Origin of the sequence: Streptosporangium sp. NPDC050855 (assembly GCF_044456585.1) — a bacterium.
Taxonomy (GTDB): Bacteria; Actinomycetota; Actinomycetes; order Streptosporangiales; family Streptosporangiaceae; genus Streptosporangium; species Streptosporangium longisporum.
In genome coordinates, this window is record NZ_JBITFY010000013.1 from 203720 (window position 1) to 221478 (window position 17759).

Annotated in this window: 16 protein-coding genes; 11 read left to right on the plus strand and 5 right to left on the minus strand. The window is 74.6% G+C overall.

Translation table 11 applies throughout. The features are described from left to right. Positions 1–39: 39 nt before the first annotated feature. Both ACIBCT_RS25870 and ACIBCT_RS25875 read right to left on the minus strand, forming a co-directional pair. The gene (locus ACIBCT_RS25870) at positions 40–1263 is read right to left on the minus strand and encodes a sensor histidine kinase (protein ID WP_399192697.1); all 1224 of its coding nucleotides are present in this window, start codon (positions 1261–1263) and stop codon (positions 40–42) included. A 59-nt stretch (positions 1264–1322) separates the two neighbouring features. Further along, positions 1323–1976 (minus strand): response regulator transcription factor, encoded by a 654-nt coding sequence (locus tag ACIBCT_RS25875; protein ID WP_399192699.1) that lies wholly within the window; start codon positions 1974–1976, stop codon positions 1323–1325. A 298-nt stretch (positions 1977–2274) separates the two neighbouring features. On the opposite strand from ACIBCT_RS25875, the gene ACIBCT_RS25880 reads away from it, so the two are divergent. The 5 genes from ACIBCT_RS25880 (at position 2275) to ACIBCT_RS25900 (ending at position 7398) form a co-directional block, all read left to right on the plus strand. Continuing rightward, complete coding sequence (locus tag ACIBCT_RS25880; protein WP_399192701.1) at positions 2275–3345, plus strand: peptidoglycan-binding protein; 1071 nt, start codon at positions 2275–2277, stop codon at positions 3343–3345. Next, positions 3342–4082, plus strand: coding sequence for an ABC transporter ATP-binding protein (locus ACIBCT_RS25885; RefSeq protein WP_399192703.1), 741 nt, complete (start codon positions 3342–3344; stop codon positions 4080–4082). The genes ACIBCT_RS25880 and ACIBCT_RS25885 overlap by 4 nt, the downstream gene beginning before the upstream one ends. After that, complete coding sequence (locus ACIBCT_RS25890; protein WP_399192705.1) at positions 4079–5281, plus strand: ABC transporter permease; 1203 nt, start codon at positions 4079–4081, stop codon at positions 5279–5281. The genes ACIBCT_RS25885 and ACIBCT_RS25890 overlap by 4 nt, the downstream gene beginning before the upstream one ends. A gap of 96 nt (positions 5282–5377) precedes the next feature. After that, positions 5378–6388 (plus strand): LacI family DNA-binding transcriptional regulator, encoded by a 1011-nt coding sequence (locus ACIBCT_RS25895; protein ID WP_399192707.1) that lies wholly within the window; start codon positions 5378–5380, stop codon positions 6386–6388. Between the two features lie 248 nt (positions 6389–6636). Continuing rightward, positions 6637–7398 carry a class I SAM-dependent methyltransferase gene (locus ACIBCT_RS25900; RefSeq protein ID WP_399192709.1) on the plus strand — a complete coding sequence of 254 codons (762 nt, stop codon included), beginning with the start codon at positions 6637–6639 and terminating at the stop codon, positions 7396–7398. 32 nt (positions 7399–7430) lie between these two features. On the opposite strand, the gene ACIBCT_RS25905 is transcribed toward ACIBCT_RS25900, so the two are convergent. Together ACIBCT_RS25905 and ACIBCT_RS25910 are read right to left on the minus strand one after the other, a co-directional pair. Continuing rightward, positions 7431–8252 carry an alpha-lytic protease prodomain-containing protein gene (locus ACIBCT_RS25905; protein WP_399192711.1) on the minus strand — a complete coding sequence of 274 codons (822 nt, stop codon included), beginning with the start codon at positions 8250–8252 and terminating at the stop codon, positions 7431–7433. 337 nt (positions 8253–8589) lie between these two features. Then, complete coding sequence (locus ACIBCT_RS25910; RefSeq protein ID WP_399192713.1) at positions 8590–9720, minus strand: DUF4394 domain-containing protein; 1131 nt, start codon at positions 9718–9720, stop codon at positions 8590–8592. A gap of 258 nt (positions 9721–9978) precedes the next feature. Between ACIBCT_RS25910 and ACIBCT_RS25915 the strand changes: the two genes are divergently transcribed. The 5 genes from ACIBCT_RS25915 (at position 9979) to ACIBCT_RS25935 (ending at position 14401) form a co-directional block, all read left to right on the plus strand. Beyond that, positions 9979–10173, plus strand: coding sequence for a helix-turn-helix transcriptional regulator (locus tag ACIBCT_RS25915; RefSeq protein WP_344886784.1), 195 nt, complete (start codon positions 9979–9981; stop codon positions 10171–10173). After that, the gene (locus ACIBCT_RS25920; RefSeq protein ID WP_399192716.1) at positions 10160–10570 is read left to right on the plus strand and encodes a hypothetical protein; all 411 of its coding nucleotides are present in this window, start codon (positions 10160–10162) and stop codon (positions 10568–10570) included. The genes ACIBCT_RS25915 and ACIBCT_RS25920 overlap by 14 nt, the downstream gene beginning before the upstream one ends. Positions 10571–10807: 237 nt before the next feature. Then, complete coding sequence (locus ACIBCT_RS25925) at positions 10808–11008, plus strand: hypothetical protein (RefSeq protein ID WP_399192718.1); 201 nt, start codon at positions 10808–10810, stop codon at positions 11006–11008. A gap of 279 nt (positions 11009–11287) precedes the next feature. Next, entirely contained in the window at positions 11288–12070 is a 783-nt protein-coding gene (locus ACIBCT_RS25930) for an SDR family NAD(P)-dependent oxidoreductase (RefSeq protein WP_399192720.1), read from the plus strand. A 117-nt stretch (positions 12071–12187) separates the two neighbouring features. Then, a complete protein-coding gene (locus tag ACIBCT_RS25935; RefSeq protein WP_399192722.1) occupies positions 12188–14401 on the plus strand; it encodes an ATP-dependent RecD-like DNA helicase in 2214 nt (737 codons plus the stop codon). A 205-nt stretch (positions 14402–14606) separates the two neighbouring features. Here the strand turns inward: ACIBCT_RS25935 and ACIBCT_RS25940 are convergent, their stop codons facing one another. After that, entirely contained in the window at positions 14607–16304 is a 1698-nt protein-coding gene (locus ACIBCT_RS25940; RefSeq protein WP_399192724.1) for an alpha/beta hydrolase, read from the minus strand. A 127-nt stretch (positions 16305–16431) separates the two neighbouring features. Between ACIBCT_RS25940 and ACIBCT_RS25945 the strand changes: the two genes are divergently transcribed. Further along, entirely contained in the window at positions 16432–17751 is a 1320-nt protein-coding gene (locus tag ACIBCT_RS25945; protein WP_399192726.1) for a sensor domain-containing protein, read from the plus strand. Positions 17752–17759: the final 8 nt, after the last annotated feature.

The following is a 17759-nucleotide window of genomic DNA, read 5'->3' on the forward strand; positions in this document are numbered from 1 at the left end:
CACCCGTCCAGAGACCGGGGCCGCGCGGGCCGGGGCCGCCTACGCGGCCGATCCCGGCCCGGCCAGGCGCGCGGCACGGGCCGCCTCGTGCGCCAGGGGCAGCCGTACCGTGACGGACAGGCCGCCGCCGGGGCGCGGCACGGCCGTCACGGTGCCGTCGTGCGCCACCACGATGGCCCGTACGATCGACAGGCCCAGACCGGCTCCCTGGGCCGAGCCGATCCGGTCGTGCAGGCGGCGGAACGGCTCGAACAGGTCACCGGCCTCGTGGGCGGGGACGAGCGGGCCGGTGTTGTCCACGACGAGCGTGAGCTCCTCGCCGCTCGCGGCCAGCCGTACCTGCACGTGACCGTCCGGGACGTTGTACTTGAGGGCGTTCTCGACCAGGTTGAACACGCAGCGTTCCAGCAGCAGCGCGTCGCCGCGGGTAGGGGCGGGCGACAGGTCGGCCCGCAGCGCGACGCCGCGCCGGCGCGCGGTGGCCCCGAGCTGTTCCAGCGCCGACGCCGCGACGTGCTCCAGGTCCACCGGCCTGCGGGCGACCAGCTCGTTCTCCGAACGGGCCAGCAGCAGCAACCCCTCGATGAGCCGCTCGTGGCGGGCGTTGACGCCGAGCAGTGCCCGGCCGAGCGCGTGCACGTCGCCGGAGGCGTCCGGCTCCTCCAGCGCCACCTCGATCAGCGTCCGGTTGACCGCGATGGGCGTGCGCAGCTCGTGGGAGGCGTTGGTGACGAAGCGGCGCTGGGCGTCGAAGGAGCGCTGGAGGCGGTCGAGCATCGCGTCGAAGGTGTCGGCCAGGCGTTTGACGTGGTCGGGCGGGCCGTCCAGCGCGATGCGCTCGTGCAGGGTGCTCTCCGACAGGCGTTCGGCGGTACCGGTCACCCGCTGCAGGGGGCGCAGTGCCCGGTCGGTCATCAGCAGGCCGAGCAGGGTCGCGACCACGCCGATCACCACGAGCCCGATCACCGAGTTGCGCAGCAGCTCCGCCAGCACGTCGGCCTTGCCGGCCTCCACCTGATGGAGCAGGTCTCCGGCGGTGCGCAGGAAGAACTCCTCCTGCGGCGGCGGCAGCGGTCTTTGCAGGGGGTCGTCCTTGGGGACCGACGAGATGCGGGTGACGATCCGCTGCTGCATGGTCCGGGCCGTCAGCGCGTAGGTGACCCAGAGCAGGATCGCGCCCGCGCCGAAGAACAGGCCGCCGTACAGGAGGGTCAGGCGGGTGCGCAGCCCGAACCCGCGCCAGGCCCGGAGCCGTTCCCGCACCCGTCCGGCCGCCCTTCCCGCCCGCGCGCTCCCTCGCGGGGGGCGGGGGGCGAGGCCGGTCACAGGCGGTATCCCCGTCCCGGGACGGTCTCGATGACCGGCGGGTCGCCGAGCTTCCTGCGCAGCGTCGTCATCGCCACCCGCAGCGCCCCGGTGCCCGACTCGTAGTACTCGTCCCAGGCCCGGGCGAGCAGGTCGCGGGTGCGCACCACCTCGCCGTCGGCCAGCAGCAGCACCTGCAGCAACGCGAACTCCTTGCGGGTCAGGGCCAGGGGCGCGCCGTCCCTGGTCACGGTCCGCCCGGCCGGGTCCAGCCGCACCCCGGCGCGCTCCAGCACCACGGGCCTCACCGAGGCCGTGCGCCGGGCCAGCGCGCGCACCCGGGCGGCCAGCTCGGCGATCGCGAAGGGCTTGGGCAGGTAGTCGTCGGCGCCCAGCCCGAGCCCGTCCACCCGCTCGCCCACCCCGCCCATCGCGGTCAGCATCAGGATCCCCCCGCCGCCGCCCATCGCGACCAGCCTCCGGCAGACCTCGTCGCCGTGCAGCCCCGGCAGGTCGCGGTCCAGCACCACCACGTCGTAGCCGGTGTGTCCCAGCCGCTCCATGGCCTGCGCGCCGTCGTAGGCGACGTCCACGGCGATGGCCCGCCGCCGCAGGGCACGGGCGATGGCGTCGGCCATCTCGTCCTCGTCCTCGACCACCAGCACGCGCATGCCCGCACCTCCGCGACCAGCGTGGGCCATCGGATGTTAGGCCGCGATAAGCCCGCGCGCCGCCGCGACGCCCGGCCGCTCCCGGGGCGTCCGTACACCGTCCGTACACCGTCCGTACGCGTCCTTGGGCGTCGTCCGCACGACGTCCTTCGCCGTCGGTACGCGATGGGCCCGCGCGGCGGGGCTTACGGGCCGCTAACCCCGGCCGCCGTAGACATCGGACCGTGCCGCGGGCGTGCGTCCCGCCGGTACGGAGGTGAGCACAGATGACGACTCCCGCAGGTGGCGGAGGCGGCGGATGAGACGTGGCAGAGCGGTGCTGGCCGGGACGGTGGCCGCCGTGGTGCTCGGCGGGGCGGTCGCCGCGGCGGTGGGCCTGGACGGCACCGGGGAGGCGGCCGGGCCGTCGGCGCCACCGGTGCCGCCGACGGCGGAGATCACCCGTGGCGACGTGGTGGACACCACCTCGGTCGCCGGCAGGCTGACCTACTCGGGGGAGTACACGGCGGTCGCGGGTGCCGGCGGCACGGTGACCACGGTGCCGGCCGAGGGGCGGGTGATCCGCCGGGGCCGGGCGCTGCTGAGGATCGACCGCAGGCCCTTGACGCTGATGTACGGCCGGGTGCCGCTGTACCGGCCGCTGCGGTCCGGCGTGGACGACGGGCCCGACGTCGAGCAGCTCGAACGCAACCTCAGGGCGCTGGGGTACGGCGAGGACCTGACGGTGGACGAGGAGTTCACCTCCCTCACCTCCTCGGCGGTCCAGGAGTGGCAGCGAGATCGCGGCCTGCCGCAGACCGGTGTCGTCGACGCCGCCCAGGTGGTCTTCCTGGACGGCCCGGTACGGGTGGCCGAGGTGGCCGCGAAGGTGGGCGACCGGGTGCGTGCCGGCGCGCGGGTCCTGACCCTGACCGGTACCCGCCGGATCGTGCAGGTCGACCTGGACACCGAGGACCAGCAGATGGCCCGCAAGGGTGCCGGGGTGCGGGTGGAGCTGCCCGGCGGGCGCGAGCTCAAGGGGAGGATCACCTTCGTCGGCTCGGTCGCCAAGGCCGCTCCGGGCCAGGGGGAGGAGCAGGAGGGGGCCTCGACGATCGACGTCGAGATCACCCTGGCCAAGGGCTCCACCGGAAGGCTGGACCAGGCGCCGGTGACGGTGGAGATGGAGAGCGAACGGGTGCGCGACGTGCTGAAGGTCCCCATCGAAGCGCTGCTGGCGCTGCGCGAGGGCGGTTTCGCCGTCGAGGTCGTGCAGGGCTCGGCGACCCGGCTGGTGCCGGTGCAGACCGGCGCGTACGGCGGCGGGGACGTCGAGATCGAGGGCGCGGGCCTGGCGCAGGGCATGAAGGTCGGGGTGCCGCGCTCGTGAACATCGTCGAGCTCACCGGGGTGACCAAGCTGTACGGGCAGGGGGTGGCCGCATTGCGCGGGGTGGACCTGCGGATCGGCGCGGGCGAGCTGCTCGCGATCGTCGGCCCGTCCGGTTCGGGCAAGTCCACCCTGCTGCACATGATCGGGACCCTGGACCGGCCCACGGCCGGCACGATCAGGATCGCCGGCCACGACGTCGGCGCGCTGGGCGACCGCGAGCTGTCCGCGCTGCGCTCGCGTCACCTGGGCTTCGTCTTCCAGCAGTTCCACCTGGCCGCGGGGGTGAGCGCCCTGGACAACGTCGCCGACGGCCTGCTGTACGCCGGTCCGCGTCTGCGCGAGCGGCGCGAGCGGGCCGCGGCCGCGCTGGAGCGGGTCGGGCTGGGCCACCGGCTCGGGCACCGGCCCCACCAGCTGTCGGGCGGGGAGCAGCAGCGGGTCGCGGTGGCCAGGGCGGTGGTCGGCGAGCCGCCCCTGCTGCTGGCCGACGAGCCCACCGGCAACCTCGACAGCGCCTCAGGCGCCGAGGTGCTCGGCGTGCTGGGCGCCCTGCACGCCACGGGCACCACGATCGCGGTGATCACCCACGACGACGGGATCGCCGCGTGGGCGCCGCGCCGGGTGCGGGTCAGGGACGGCCTGATCGTCTCCGGCGCCGGCCCCGCGGCCCGCGACCACGACGACCACGACGACCACGCCGATCACGCCGGGGACGCCGGGCAGGTGACCCGGTGAGCGGCGCGAACGAGCGGCTTCGGCCGCCGCGGCTGCGCGTGGGCGACGTGCTCAGGGTCGGCGCCGCCGGGTTGCGCGCCCGGCCGGCGCGGGTGACGCTGTCGGCGCTGGGCATCGCGATCGGCATCGCCACCATGGTCGCGGTGATCGGCATCTCCTCCTCCTCCCGGGAGGACCTGCTGCGCAGGCTCGACGGGCTCGGCACCAACCTGCTGACCGTCGAGGCCGGGCAGACCGTGTTCGGCGGCCAGACCCGGCTGCCGGTCGGCGCGCCCGACATGGTCCGCAGGATCGCGCCGGTCACCAGCGCGGCCGCCACCGGGACCGTGGAGGCCACGGTCCGGCGTACCGGCAAGATCTCCAAGAGCGTGACCGGGGGCATCGCGGTGCGGGCCGCCGACGTCGAGCTGCTCACCACCCTGCAGGGGACGGTACGGGCGGGCACCTGGCTCAACGCCGCGACCGCCCGCTATCCGGCGGTCGTGCTGGGGCCGGTGGCCGCCGAGCGGCTCGGCCTGACCGGGCCGGGTGCCCAGGTATGGATCGGCGGGCGGTGGTTCAGCGTCATCGGCGTCCTGGACGCCCTGCCGCTGGCGCCGGAGATCGAACGCTCGGCTCTGGTCGGGTTCGAGGCCGCCGAACGCTACCTGGACTTCGACGGCCACCCGACCACCATCTACGAGCGCTCCGCGGACGCGGCCGTGGAGGCGGTACGCGAGGTGCTGCCGCGGACGGTCGATCCGCAGAACCCGGAGGAGGTGAACGTCAGCCGTCCCTCGGACGCCCTGAGCGCCAAGGCGGCCGCGGCCGGCGCGTTCACCGGTCTCATGCTGGGCCTGGGGGCGGTGGCGCTGCTGGTCGGCGGCGTCGGCGTGGCCAACACGATGGTGATCTCCGTGCTCGAGCGGCGCAGGGAGGTGGGCCTGCGCCGCTCGCTGGGGGCGACGCGGGGGCAGGTGCGCGTGCAGTTCCTGGCCGAGTCGCTGCTGCTGTCGGCGCTCGGAGGGGTGGCCGGGTCGGCGCTCGGCGCGCTGGCCAGTACCGGTTACGCGCTGTCCAAGGGCTGGCCCGCGGTGGTGCCGCCGTGGGCGTTCGGCGGCGCGATCGGCGCGACGCTGGTCATCGGCACGCTCGCCGGGCTGTATCCGGCGATGCGCGCAGCCCGCCTGCCGCCCACCGAGGCGCTGGCGGCGACCTGAGGTCTCGCGTGCAGTGCCGGGGGCGCTTGGTACGATTCCCGCCCAGGAGATCGCGTCTCCGGCCGGTTCCGGTGCGCTTTGCGTCAGGGGTGACACGTGGCGGACCGCACGACCATCTACGACGTCGCCGGCGCGGCGGGCGTCAGCATCTCCACCGTCTCCCTGGCCCTGAACTCCCCGGCCAGGGTCAGCCAGGAGACCCGCCGCAAGGTCCTGGAGGCCGCCGACGCGCTCGGTTTCGTCCCCAAGCAGGACGCGGTCGCCAAGGCCCGCCGGGGCGTGGGGCGCGTCGGGGTGATCGCCCCCTTCACCTCCTACCCGTCGGTGGCCCGGCGGTTGAACGGCGTCCTGGCAGCCGTCGGCGACCGGCCCCTGGAGGTCGTGCTGTTCGACCAGGAGTCGGCCGCGCAGAGCTCCTCGCCGCTGCTGGCCGGGCTGCCCATCACCGGGCGGCTGGACGGGCTCGTCGTCGTCAGCCTCTGTCTGGAGGAGGCGGTGGCCGATCGCCTGGTCGCCGCGCGGCTGCCCACGGCGCTGGTCGACGTCCGCCACGCGGGCTTCGACTCGGTGCACACCGACGACGCCGCAGGCGGCCGGATGGTGGCCGAGCACCTGCTCGCCGCGGGTCACCGCCGGTTCGCCTTCCTGGGCGAGGCGCAGCGGTCGGGCCTGTACGTCTCGCCGTCCCAGCGGCGCCTGGCCGGCTACCGTGAGGCCCTGGCCGAGGCGGGCCTTCCCCTGGCCGAGGGTGACGTGCGGCTGAGCGGGCACGACCTGGCCGCGGCCCGCGCCGCGGCCGGGGAACTGCTGTCGGGGCCGGGGCGCCCTTCGGCCGTCTTCGCCGCCGACGACACCCTCGCGGCGGGGGTGCTGCGGGCCGCGGGCGACCTGGGCCTGGCCGTGCCCGGTGACCTGGCGGTGGTCGGCTTCGACGACGGCGACCTGGCCGAGGCCCTGGACCTCACCACGGTGCGCCAGCCCCTGGAGGACTCCGGCCGTACCGCGATGGAGCTGCTGCTGCGGCGGCTGGAGCGGCCCGGGACCGCCCGCCAGGTGACGCTGGAGCTGCACCTGATCACCCGGGGCACGAGCGCGCCCGGACACTGAGCCTGCACCGGGCCTGCACCGGGCCTGCACCGGGCCTGCACCGGGCCTGCACCGGGCCTGCACCGGGCCTGCACCGGGGATGTTCGCCCCGACGCTTCGGTGGTGACCACGGGTCCCCTGGCCGAGCTCGCCGGCGACGGGCGCTGGAGTTCGCCAGGCGCCCGCCCGGGCGTGAGCCGGCAGGGGTCCCCGGGGCGGGAGGGGAATATTCGATGGCCGGGCCGCGCCCCGGCCGGGATCATGAAGGCATGTCACGAACATTCGAGGACCTGGTGGCCGAGGCCGAGGCCGTTTCGGTGGACGGCTGGGACTTCTCCTGGCTGCGCGGCAGGGCCGAGGAGCAGCGTCCTTCGTGGGGGTACCAGCGCCTGATGAGCGAGCGGCTGGGCCGGGTCTCGGCCGCGCTGGACATCCAGACCGGTGGCGGGGAGGTCCTCGCCGGGGCGCGGCGGCTGCCGCCGGTGATGGCGGCCACCGAGTCCTGGCCGCCGAACATCGCCCGGGCGACCAGGTTGCTGCACCCGCTGGGCGCGCTCGTCGTCGCCGACGCCGACGAGCCGCCGCTGCCGTTCGCCGACGAGGCCTTCGACCTGGTGACCAGCCGCCATCCGGTGACCGTCTGGTGGCAGGAGATCGCCCGGGTGCTCCGGCCCGGGGGGACGTACCTGTCGCAGCAGGTGGGGCATGCCAGCGTCGCCGAGCTCGCCGAGTACTTCCTGGGCCCGCCGCCACCGGGAGCCGCGCGTCACCGCCACCCCGACGACACGCGCCGGGAGGCCGAGGCGGCGGGGCTGGAGGTCACCGACCTGCGTTTCGAGTCCCTGCCGATGGCGTTCTTCGACGTCGGCGCGGTGATCTACTTCCTGCGCAAGGTGATCTGGATCGTCCCGGGCTTCACCGTCGAGCGCCACCGCGACCGGTTGCGGGAGCTGCACGACAGGATCGAGGCCGAGGGACCGTTCACGGCCCGGTCGACGCGCTTCCTCATCGAGGCGCGCAAGCCCGCCTGAGCGCCCGCGCCGCACCGGCCGGGGCCGCGGGACTACGGGCGCACCCGCTCCGCGGGGGACGGGGGGACGGCTTGCGGGCGCACCCGCTCCGGGACCGACGACGGCCGGGAGGCCGGCCCCGGCTGCTCGGTGGAGGGCAGCACGACCACCGCGGCCGAGTTCACCCCGATGGACTTGATGATCCTCTCGGTCGTCGTGGGCCTCTGGGAGAGCACGACGACCCTGTTCAGCCTCACGTCGATGTAACGCACGCTGGCGCCCGCGGGATGGGCGGACAGGACGGCGTCGATCCTCTTGCGGATCGGGATCAGCTGCGCCAGCGACCACCTGACCACTGTGGGGCGGGCACCGGCGGCGGTGATCCTGGGGACGTCGGCGGCGCTGACGGTGGCCACCACCAGCGTCTGGGACAGCAGCCCGCTGAACCAGGACCCGGCGAAGCGGGTGCCCAGCTCCTCGCGCAGCCGTGCCTCGACCGAGGACAGCGCGATCTCGTTCAGCAGCCGTTCGTAGACCTGTTCCCTGCTGAGGCCGAGGTCGCGCTGGAGCGCGGCCAGCATGTCCGGCGGCACCCACGGCACCTTCGGCGGCGGGGTCACCGCCTGCAGGCGGGACGGCCGGGCGCCGGGCGCCGTCCGTGCCGGGGACGCGGGGGTCACCACAGGCGCGGGGGCCGCCTCCGGTGCCCGGGTCGCGCGCGGGGAGGGCGGGGCCTGGGGCGGGCCGGTCCGGCCCACGGCCGTCGCGGCCAGGGGGAGCACGCCCGGCCCGACGATGGCGGCCAAGGCGGCCAGGGCGGTGAGCGCGATGAGCGTCAGGGCACGTCCCATGCTGGCGGTGTGGTTGCGCGACATGCGTGCTCTCCTGGGCCTCGGCTTTCACAGCGGGAGGGGGAGCGGCCGCGCGTCGCTGGTCGATCGCACGACGCGGGCGAGGCCACCCTAGAACAACCGGTGCCCCCGGGACCGGTGGAGGCCGTACGCCACGCGGGTGAAGCCCTCCGGCGGGCACGCGGCCGCAGCGGGAGCGGAGCAGGGGCCGCAGCGGTCGCGGGACCTGCGGCGGTGCCGGGCGCGGGGTCGTGGCAGGACCTGCCGCAGGACCCGCGGCGGGGCCGTGGCGTGGTCGTGGCGTGGTCGTGGCGTGGTCGTGGCGTGGTCGTGGCGTGGTCGCGGCGGGGCCGGGTGCGGGTCAGCCGCGGTCGAGCCGGATCGCGATGTCGATGACCTGGCGGCGGGCGGGAAAGACGCCGTAGCGGTAGTTGACGGCGCCGGTGAGCAGGTTGAGGCCGTACAGGCCGTAGCGGCCGGCGACCTTCAGCGTGGCGAAGGCGCTGTTGGAGACGGTGATCCCGCCGCGCAGCGAGCTGTGGACGTCGAACCCCACCGGGCCGCTCGCGGCCACCCGCAGGTTGCCGGTGGGGGTCAGCACGCCGGTGTCGGCGGGTGACTGCAGGCTCAGCCGGTCGGCGACGGTGTCCACGGTGAAGAGCGCGGTGGCGGTGGCGGGGCTGAGGTCGTTGTTGATGTGCGCGGCGCCCGAGACGCCGAGCACGACGGCGAGCGCGGCGGCCGGTGCGGTCGGCGGTGCGGGCACGGCGGTGGTGGCGGTGGTGGCGGGAGGCACGGCGGGCGGCGCGGGCACGGCGGGCGGCGCGGGCGGCGCGGTGGGTGACGGGAGGGACGGGAGGGACGGGGCGGTCAGCGGCCTGCCGGTCACGGTCCGGCCCGCGGCCGTCACCCCTTCCGGGCCGCCGGCGGCACCGAGACCCTCCAGGTCGTGCCGCAGGTTCTGCCCGGTGTCGCCGACCACGCGCAGCACGTCGGCGACCGGATCGAAGTCGACGCCGAAGGACGAGCCGCTGAGCGCCACCGTCAGCTGGGAGGCCTTGGTGGCCCTGGCCGACCCGGTGAGCCTGTACACGCCGCCGTGGTCCCCGACGCCGTACAGTTCGCCGTCCTGGACGCGGTGGTCGATGCCGACGATCCTCGTGTCGTCCCGGAGGCCGTGGATGCGGCCCAGGTCGCGAAGGCGGGCGGGGAAGCGGATGTCGAAGGCCACCAGGCGCTGGTCCGGGGTCAGCCCGACGACGGTGATCCCTCCCTTGGCCCGGGCCGCGTTCCCGCTCGTGGCGTCCGCCGTACCGGACGCGGCGGTGCCCCTGACACCGTCCGGCGTGCTCCCGGGGATGGTGCCGGCGCTGGTGCCGATCACGCCCTGACGGCCGGGCCCGGCCGGGGCCGGTTGCGAGGCGGGCCCCGGGACCGGTACGGCCGCCGCCGTGCCCAGCGCCAGCAGGACGGTGGTCAAGGTCCTTCGCATGTGCCTCTCCTTCGCGATGGGGCGCGTGCCGCCCGGGCACCGACGGTCACCTGACGGATGGTAGGTGCTCCGTCACACAGGGCGATGGCGCGATCCGGCCAAGGGATCCCCAAAGGGCCCGCCGCCGGGCCTCCTCGCCGGTGCCGCGCCCCCCTTCTCGCGGTCGCGACGGCGCTCCGGGCGCCCCCGGCAGACCCGGGACGCCCCTGGATGTAAAGCACGCTTGACACTTCCCGTGCTGTAAAGCATGCTTTACATATGCGCAACACGGTGCGGGAACTACGGACGCGGCGCGGCCTGTCGCAGGGGGACCTCGCGACGGCCATGGGCGTCTCGCGCCAGACCATCAACTCGATCGAGACAGGACGGTACCTGCCGTCCCTGCCGCTCGCGATCGCGTTGTCACGCTTTTTCGGTACAACGGTGGAGGAGGTCTTCGATGTCGACCGATGAGGGTACGACGCACGAGACACGGTCATGGAAACGATGGATCACCCCCGGGGCCGCCGTCCTGGGCGGCCTGGTCTACCTGGCGAGCGGCCTGTCCGGGGGGGATCGCACCTTCGCGCTCGGCGGGCTCGCCGTCATGCTCGCCCTCGCGCTGGCGCTGGTCATTCTGGCCCGCAGGAGCGAGACGGTCGCGGGCCTGCTCGACCGCAAGGACGAGCGGATCAACCACATCGACGGCGAGGCGACCGGCATCGCGGGCATGACGCTGATGGCCGCCGTCGTGATCGGTTTCGTCGTCGAGATCGCCCAGGGGCAGGACGGCCACCCCTACGGCGTGCTGGCCATGATCGCCGGGGTCGCCTACGTCCTCGCGCTCGTCGTGCTGCGCATCCGCCGCTGATCGCACCCGGACGGGCCGCGACGGCGTGCCCCCGGCCCGGCCGGGCGGCCGGACCCCCGTACCGGATTCCTTTCCGGTACGGCGGACACCGGCCGGGCCCTGGTCCCGCGGCCCCGGGAGGGCCGTGAGCACCGCGGATGCGGGGGAGCGGTGATTGGGCGGGCCGGACCGGGGCAGGCACAGCGCGATCACCTTTCCGCCCGTCCACCACGGGCGCCGTCATATTCGGGAGGAACCATGTCGCACTCCGAACCCACCTCCGACCAGGACGTTCCGCTGGCGGACCGCCGGGCGGACCAGCAGGACCTCCACGAGGAACCAGACTTCGCCGACGAGTTCGCCCCTTCGCCGACCGACCCGGCCGGCCAGCCCGAGGACGACCCGAACACCGCCGTCCACGGGGAGGACGAGGGCTACGACAGGCCCACCTCGTCCTGAAGGGGCTCGACCCCCTTTCCCACCCGGCCGTCCCGCCCGCACGGGCAGGACGGCCGACCCCTGCCCAGCGCCCCCGGCTCCCTCACGGTATCGAAGTGCTTCGATAGAAGCAATTGACAGGAGGGTGGGTGATCCCTTCTCATGGGGGGCGGCCGGTCCCGCCACCGAAGGGCACCGGCCACCGGCGCCCTTCGCCCGAGACGGCCGAGAGTCCGAGACCACCGAGGCCGGGGACGGCCGAAACGGCAGGGGCGCCCCGACCGGAAGGGGACTGTGAACATGAGCCGTTCGTACGTGGTGACCGGAGGGGGCCGCGGCATCGGCCGGGCGGTGGTCGAGCGCCTGCTGGCCGACGACCACGGCGGCGGCGGCGGTGTGGTCGTCGTCGAGCGCGACCCGGCCGCCCTGGCCTGGCTGGGCGACCACCCCGCGACGGCGCGCCTGAGCGGCGTGGCCGGGGACGCCGCGGACGAGACCGTGGCCGAACGCGCGGCCGACCTCGCCCAGGCGGCCGGCACCCTCACCGGCTGGGTCAACAACGCGGCCGTCTTCCAGGACGCCCGCCTGCACCGCGATCCGCCCCGGCGGGTGCTGGAGCTCATCGGCGCCAACCTCGACGGCGCCGTCGTCGGCTGCGCCGTCGCGATCCGCCGCTTCCTGGCCGGCCAGGGGCCCGGGGCCATCGTCAACGTCTCCTCCCACCAGGCCCGCCGGGCGGTACCGGGCTGCCTGCCCTACGTCACGGCCAAGGCCGCCGTCGAGGGGATGACCCGGGCCCTGGCGGTGGAGTACGGCCCGCACGGCATCCGCGTCAACGCCGTGGCGCCCGGCTCGGTGCGCACCGAGCGCTACGAGGACCTCCTCGCCTCCCAAGGGCCCGAGGCCGCCGCCCGCATCGAGCGGCAGATGGCGCAGCTGCACCCGCTGGGCCGCGTCGCCCGCGCCGAGGAGGTCGCGTCCGCGATCGTCCACCTGCTCGGCGACGACGCCGCCTTCATCACCGGCGCCACCGTTCCCGTCGACGGCGGGCGATCGGTCCTGGTCCACGACCCCGAGGCGTAGCGGCCCGGGTTCCCGGCGGTGATCAGGCCGCGCGGCCGCTGGCCTACACTTGCGCCAGCGGATCCGCAGGGCTCCGCAGAGCTCCGCGGGGCGGGGACCCGGGGGAGGGGAGGGGGCGTGCAGTCAGCCGAACGCGGCGTCTCGGCCACGCTGGACGCGGTCCTGGAGCGCATCACCTACGCCAACGAGGAGACCGGCTACACCATCGCGCGGGTGGCCACCGACCGCTCCGGCGCCGACCTGCTGACCGTGGTCGGCCCCCTGCTGGGCGCCCAGCCCGGCGAGTCACTGCGGCTGACCGGCCGCTGGACCTCCCACCCCCGCTACGGCAAGCAGTTCGAGGTGTGGTCCTACACCACCGTGCTGCCCGCCACCGTGCAGGGCATCCGCCGCTACCTGGGCTCAGGACTGATCAAGGGCATCGGCCCCAAGATGGCCGACCGCATCGTCGACCACTTCGGCGTCGACACCCTGGAGGTCATCGAGACCACCCCCGAACGGCTCGTCGAGGTCCCGGGCCTGGGCCCCAAGCGCACCAAGATGATCGGCGTCGCCTGGGAGGAACAGAAGATCATCAAAGAGGTGATGATCTTCCTGCAGGGCGTCGGCGTCTCCACCTCCATCGCGGTGCGCATCTTCAAGCAGTACGGCGACCGCTCCATCACCGTCGTCAGGACCGAGCCCTACCGGCTGGCCGACGACGTGTGGGGCATCGGCTTCAAGACCGCCGACACCATCGCCCAGGCCGTCGGCATCCCGCACGACAGCCCCGAGCGCGTCAAGGCCGGCCTGCGCTACACCCTGTCGCAGGCCGCCGACGACGGTCACTGCTACCTGCCCGCCCCCAACCTCGTCGCCGACGCGGTCAAGATCCTGGAGGTCGGCGCCGAGCTCACCGCCCGCTGCCTGGAGGAGCTCGTCGTCGAACAGGGCGTCGTCCGCGAGGACGTCCCCGTCGGCGAGGGAAGCGTCCCCGCGGTCTACCTGGTGCCCTTCCACCGCGCCGAGCTGTCCCTGGCCGGCGCGCTGCGCACCCTGCTGACCTGCGAGCACGACCGCCTGGGCGTCTTCTCCGGCGTCGACTGGGACACCGCCCTGAAATGGCTGCGCACCAGGACCGGCGCCGACCTGGCCGAGGAACAGGCCCACTCGGTACGCCTGGCGCTGACCCGCAAGGTCGCGGTGCTCACCGGCGGCCCCGGCTGCGGCAAGAGCTTCACGGTGCGCTCCATCGTCACCCTGGCCCGCGCCAAGAAGGCCAAGGTCATCCTGGCCGCCCCCACCGGCAGGGCCGCCAAGCGCCTGGCCGAGCTGACCGGCCACGAGGCCACCACCGTGCACCGGCTGCTGCAGCTGCGCCCGGGAGGAGAGGCCACCTTCGACCGCGACAACCCCCTCGACGCCGACCTCGTCGTGGTCGACGAGGCCTCCATGCTGGACCTGCTGCTGGCCAACAAGCTCGTCAAGGCCATCGCCCCGGGCACCCACCTCCTGTTCGTCGGCGACGTCGACCAGCTGCCCTCGGTCGGCGCCGGCGAGGTCCTGCGCGACCTGCTGGCCGCCGAGGAGGAGATCCCCCGGGTACGGCTGACCCACATCTTCCGCCAGGCCCAGGAGTCGGGGGTGGTCGTCAACGCCCACCGCGTCAACACCGGCCTGCCCCCGGCGCTCGCGGGCATGAACGACTTCTTCCTGTTCCCCTGCGAGGAGCCCGAGGAGATCGCCGCGCTCACCGTCGACGTCGTCGCCAACCGCATCCCGCGCCGTTTCGGCCTCAACCCGCGCCGTGACGTGCAGGTCCTGGCCCCGATGCACCGCGGCGCCGCCGGAGCCGGCAACCTCAACAACGCCCTGCAGGAGGCCCTGACCCCCTCCCGCGAGAACATGCCCGAACGCCGCTACGGAGGACGGGTCTACCGCATCGGCGACAAGGTCACCCAGCTGCGCAACAACTACGAGAAGGGCGCGGCCGGGGTGTTCAACGGCACCGTGGGAACCGTCGTCGACATCAGGCCCGACGAGCACAAGCTGACCGTGCTGACCGACGAGGACGAGAACGTCGAGTACGCCTTCGACGAGCTCGACGAGCTCGCCCACGCCTACGCGGTGTCGATCCACCGCTCCCAGGGCAGCGAGTACCCGGCCGTGGTCATCCCGCTGGCCACCAGCGCCTGGATGATGCTGCAGCGCAACCTGCTCTACACCGCCATCACCCGCGCCAAGAAGCTCGTCGTCATCGTCGGCTCACGGCGCGCGCTGGCCCAGGCGGTACGCACCCGCGGCGCCGGGCGGCGCCACACCAGCCTCACCCACCGGCTGCGCCACCCCTGAACTCACCCCTGAGCCCGTACGTGGGCCCGCCGGCCCGCTCGCCCTGTGGCCCCGCCTCCTTGAAGCCCCTCCGCACCCTCCCAGCCCCCGGATCAACCGGGATGCCCGGCTCCCGAGACGCCGCGGTGCCGGGACCGCCCCGCCAAGGGCCGCCCCGGCGCTCACCGCCCCACCGCCACCTCGGTGCCACCGAGTGACGGTGAGGTCATTCGGCCGGGCAGACCGTGCCCGGCGCGGGCAGCGTCAGATCGATCAGGTAGGCGGTGGCGTACCTGATCGGGCACTTCTTGCCCATCAGGTACAGGGCATGCCCGGGGCCGTCGTAGGCCACCGTGACCGAGCCGGGGATCATCGCGGTGAAGCTCTCGGTCCACACCTGGTCACCCCAGACGCTGCCGGCTCCCAGCATCGGCGGCAGGCCCCGCACCGGCAGCGGGCGCGCGGGGTTGGTCACCGGCAACGGCCACCCCGTACAGCCCAGCCCGCTGAAGAAGACCGTTCCGAGGTTCGGCCCCGCCTTCCGCGCCTGACGGCCCACCTGGCGCATGTGCGCGTACCCGCTGTACCCGCGCCCGTCCGCGCACGTCATCGCCAGCACCCCCGGCATGGCCCAGACCCGCATGTTGCCGACGATCATCTCGGCGAAACCGGACCCGTCGCCACCCCGGGCCCGCTTCACCGCGTCGGCGAACGCCAGCCATCCGGAATGGCCGGGCCCCGGGTCGGGCGGGAAACCGAGGGAGCGCAGGTGCCACCCTGTCAGCTCCGCCTTCCCGAACCCGGCGGTGGTGACCGCGATCGGCTCACGGTCGGCGTCGGCGGTCAGCTCGCGCCATAGGGCACCGGCGTCCTGACCGTGCAGCGCGCAGGCCGGTGTGGCCGCGCACCAGCGGGTGAAACCGGCGAACACCCTCTCTGCCGGGCGCAGCCACATCGTCATCTGATCGAAGAACCCCCGGGTCTGGTTGATCACCCCGTCGAGGTACACGGCGCGGATGCGCCGCGGGAACAGCCGGGCGTAGGCGGCCGAGGCCACCCCGCCGTAGGAGTTGGCCATGAAGCTCAGCCTCTCCTCGCCCAGCGCCTCGCGGAGCGCGTCCATGTCCCTGGCCACCGACAACGAGTCCAGGTGGGCGAACAATCCGGTCCGGTCGGCCGTGCGGCAGGTGGTGAAGCCCTTGGCCATCGCCGCGGCCAGGGCGTCGTACTCCCCGCGGTCACGCGGCTCCGACAGCGTCACCGCGGGCTCCTGGCACGCGGCGGGCATCCGCTCCAGCCACACGGTGGTGCGGGGGTCGTAGGCGACGATGTCGAAACGCCGGCGCAGCTCGGTGAGGTCGCCCGCGACACGCTTGAGGTCGTCGATGCCCCTGGCACCGGGCCCGCCGGGGACACCGAGCACGCTGCCGATCCGGCGCGCGGGCTCGGTGGCGGGCAGCCGGGCCGTCTGCAGGGAGATCGTCGGCCCCTCGGGCCGGGCCCAGTCCACCGGCACCTCGACGGTGGCGCACTCCATGCCCGCCGGGACGTCCTGCCCCGCGCACGCCCGCCACCCGGGCCGCCCGGCCCCCGCCACCCCGGTGGACGCGGTGGGGGCGGCGGACACGGTGGACGCGGTGGGGGCGGCGGACACGGTGGGGGCGGTGGGGGCGGCCGGCGCGGCGGACACCGCCGGGGACACCGCCGGGGACACCGCCGGGGACACCGCCGGGGACACCGTCGCCACCCCCGCGCCGGTCACCCCGGCGGGTGCCACGGGCCCCGCCGTCCCGGTGATGCCGGCCAGCGCCGCCATCGTCAGACCGGTGACCAGTGATCTGCTCACGTCGAGCATCGGCTCCTCCTCGCTCCTGCGGCGATCCCTCACCGCGCCGCGCATCCCTTGCGCGCACGTTGTGCTCACCGTCTCCACTCTCATCCGGCCCGGCGGACGGCACCACCGGGATGTCCGCCGTATCGGTGCGGGGGACGACCGGCTGGTGCGGCCCGTCCGTGATCGGTCACCCTGGAGGCGACATCGGAGGAGGGGCATGGACGAGCGCGCGGGTCACGGTGTGCCGTCCTGGCGGGTGCTGCTCGGCGCCCCGCTGCGGGCATGGGCGTGGCGCGAGCTGGCGTACACGCTGTCGATCGTGCCGATGGCCGTCGCCGGGACGCTCTACCTGCTCGTCGTGGCACTGAGCGCGTTGATGACGACCAGCCTCGTCGGGGTACCGCTGCTGGCGCTGTGCGTGCTGGGCGCCAGAGGCCTGGGCAGGCTCAACCGCGCGCTGGCCGTGACGCTGGCCGCGGTGGCGATCCCCGCCCCTCCCGCCCCGCGCCCGGGGCCGGGCCTGCTCGACCGGCTCGCCGCGGCGCTCGGCGACGTCACCGGGTGGCGCGCCGTCGCCCACGGCGTGGCGCGGCTGCCGGCGGCGGTGCCGGCGCTCGCGGCCGCCGCCGGGCTGTGGGGCCTGGGCGTGGTCCTGCTGACCTGCCCGCTGTGGTGGCGCGGCGGCGTCTTCCCCGCCCTGACGCCCGGCACCTGGGCCGGCGCGCTGCTCATGGGCGTGGCCGGGGCGGCGCTGCTGGTGGCGGCCCCGTGGGGGCTTCACCTGGCGCTGGCGCCCGAGCGGTGGATCGCGCGTGCCCTGCTGGGACCCACCCGCGGCGCCCTGCGGATCCGCGCGCTGGAGGAGACGCGCACGCGCGCCGTGGACGACGCGGCCGCCGAGCTGCGCCGTATCGAACGCGACCTGCACGACGGCACGGCGGCCCGGCTGGTGACGCTGGCGATGACGCTGGGCATGGCCCAGGAGGACCTCACCCACGCTACCCACGCCGCCCACGCAGCCCGCATCGCCCGCACGGCTCACGACGAGAGCGACGGGAGCGAGCACCTCGAGCGCGCCCGCGCGCTCGTCGACGGCGCGCACCGCAACGCCAAGGACACCCTGACCGAGCTGCGCGAACTGATCCACGGCATCCACCCGGCCGCGCTGGACAAGGGCCTGGAGGTCGCCCTGACCACCCTGGCGGCGCGCAACCCGCTGCCCGTCACCGTGCGGGCCGACCTGCCGCGGCGGCCCTCGCCGGCGGTGGAGAGCATCGTCTTCTTCTGCACGGCGGAACTGCTCGCCAACGTCGTCAAGCACAGCGGCGCCCGGCGGGCCCGCGTCGAGGTAGGGGCGCACCGTGGCCTGCTGCGCCTGCTGGTATGCGACGACGGCACCGGCGGCGCCGTGATGGGCGCCGGAACCGGGCTGAGCGGCCTGGCCGGCCGGATCGGCGTGGTGGACGGAACGATCACCGTTCACAGCCCGCACGGAGGGCCTACGGTGGTCACCGTCGAGCTGCCCCTGCACATCTGAACGGAAAA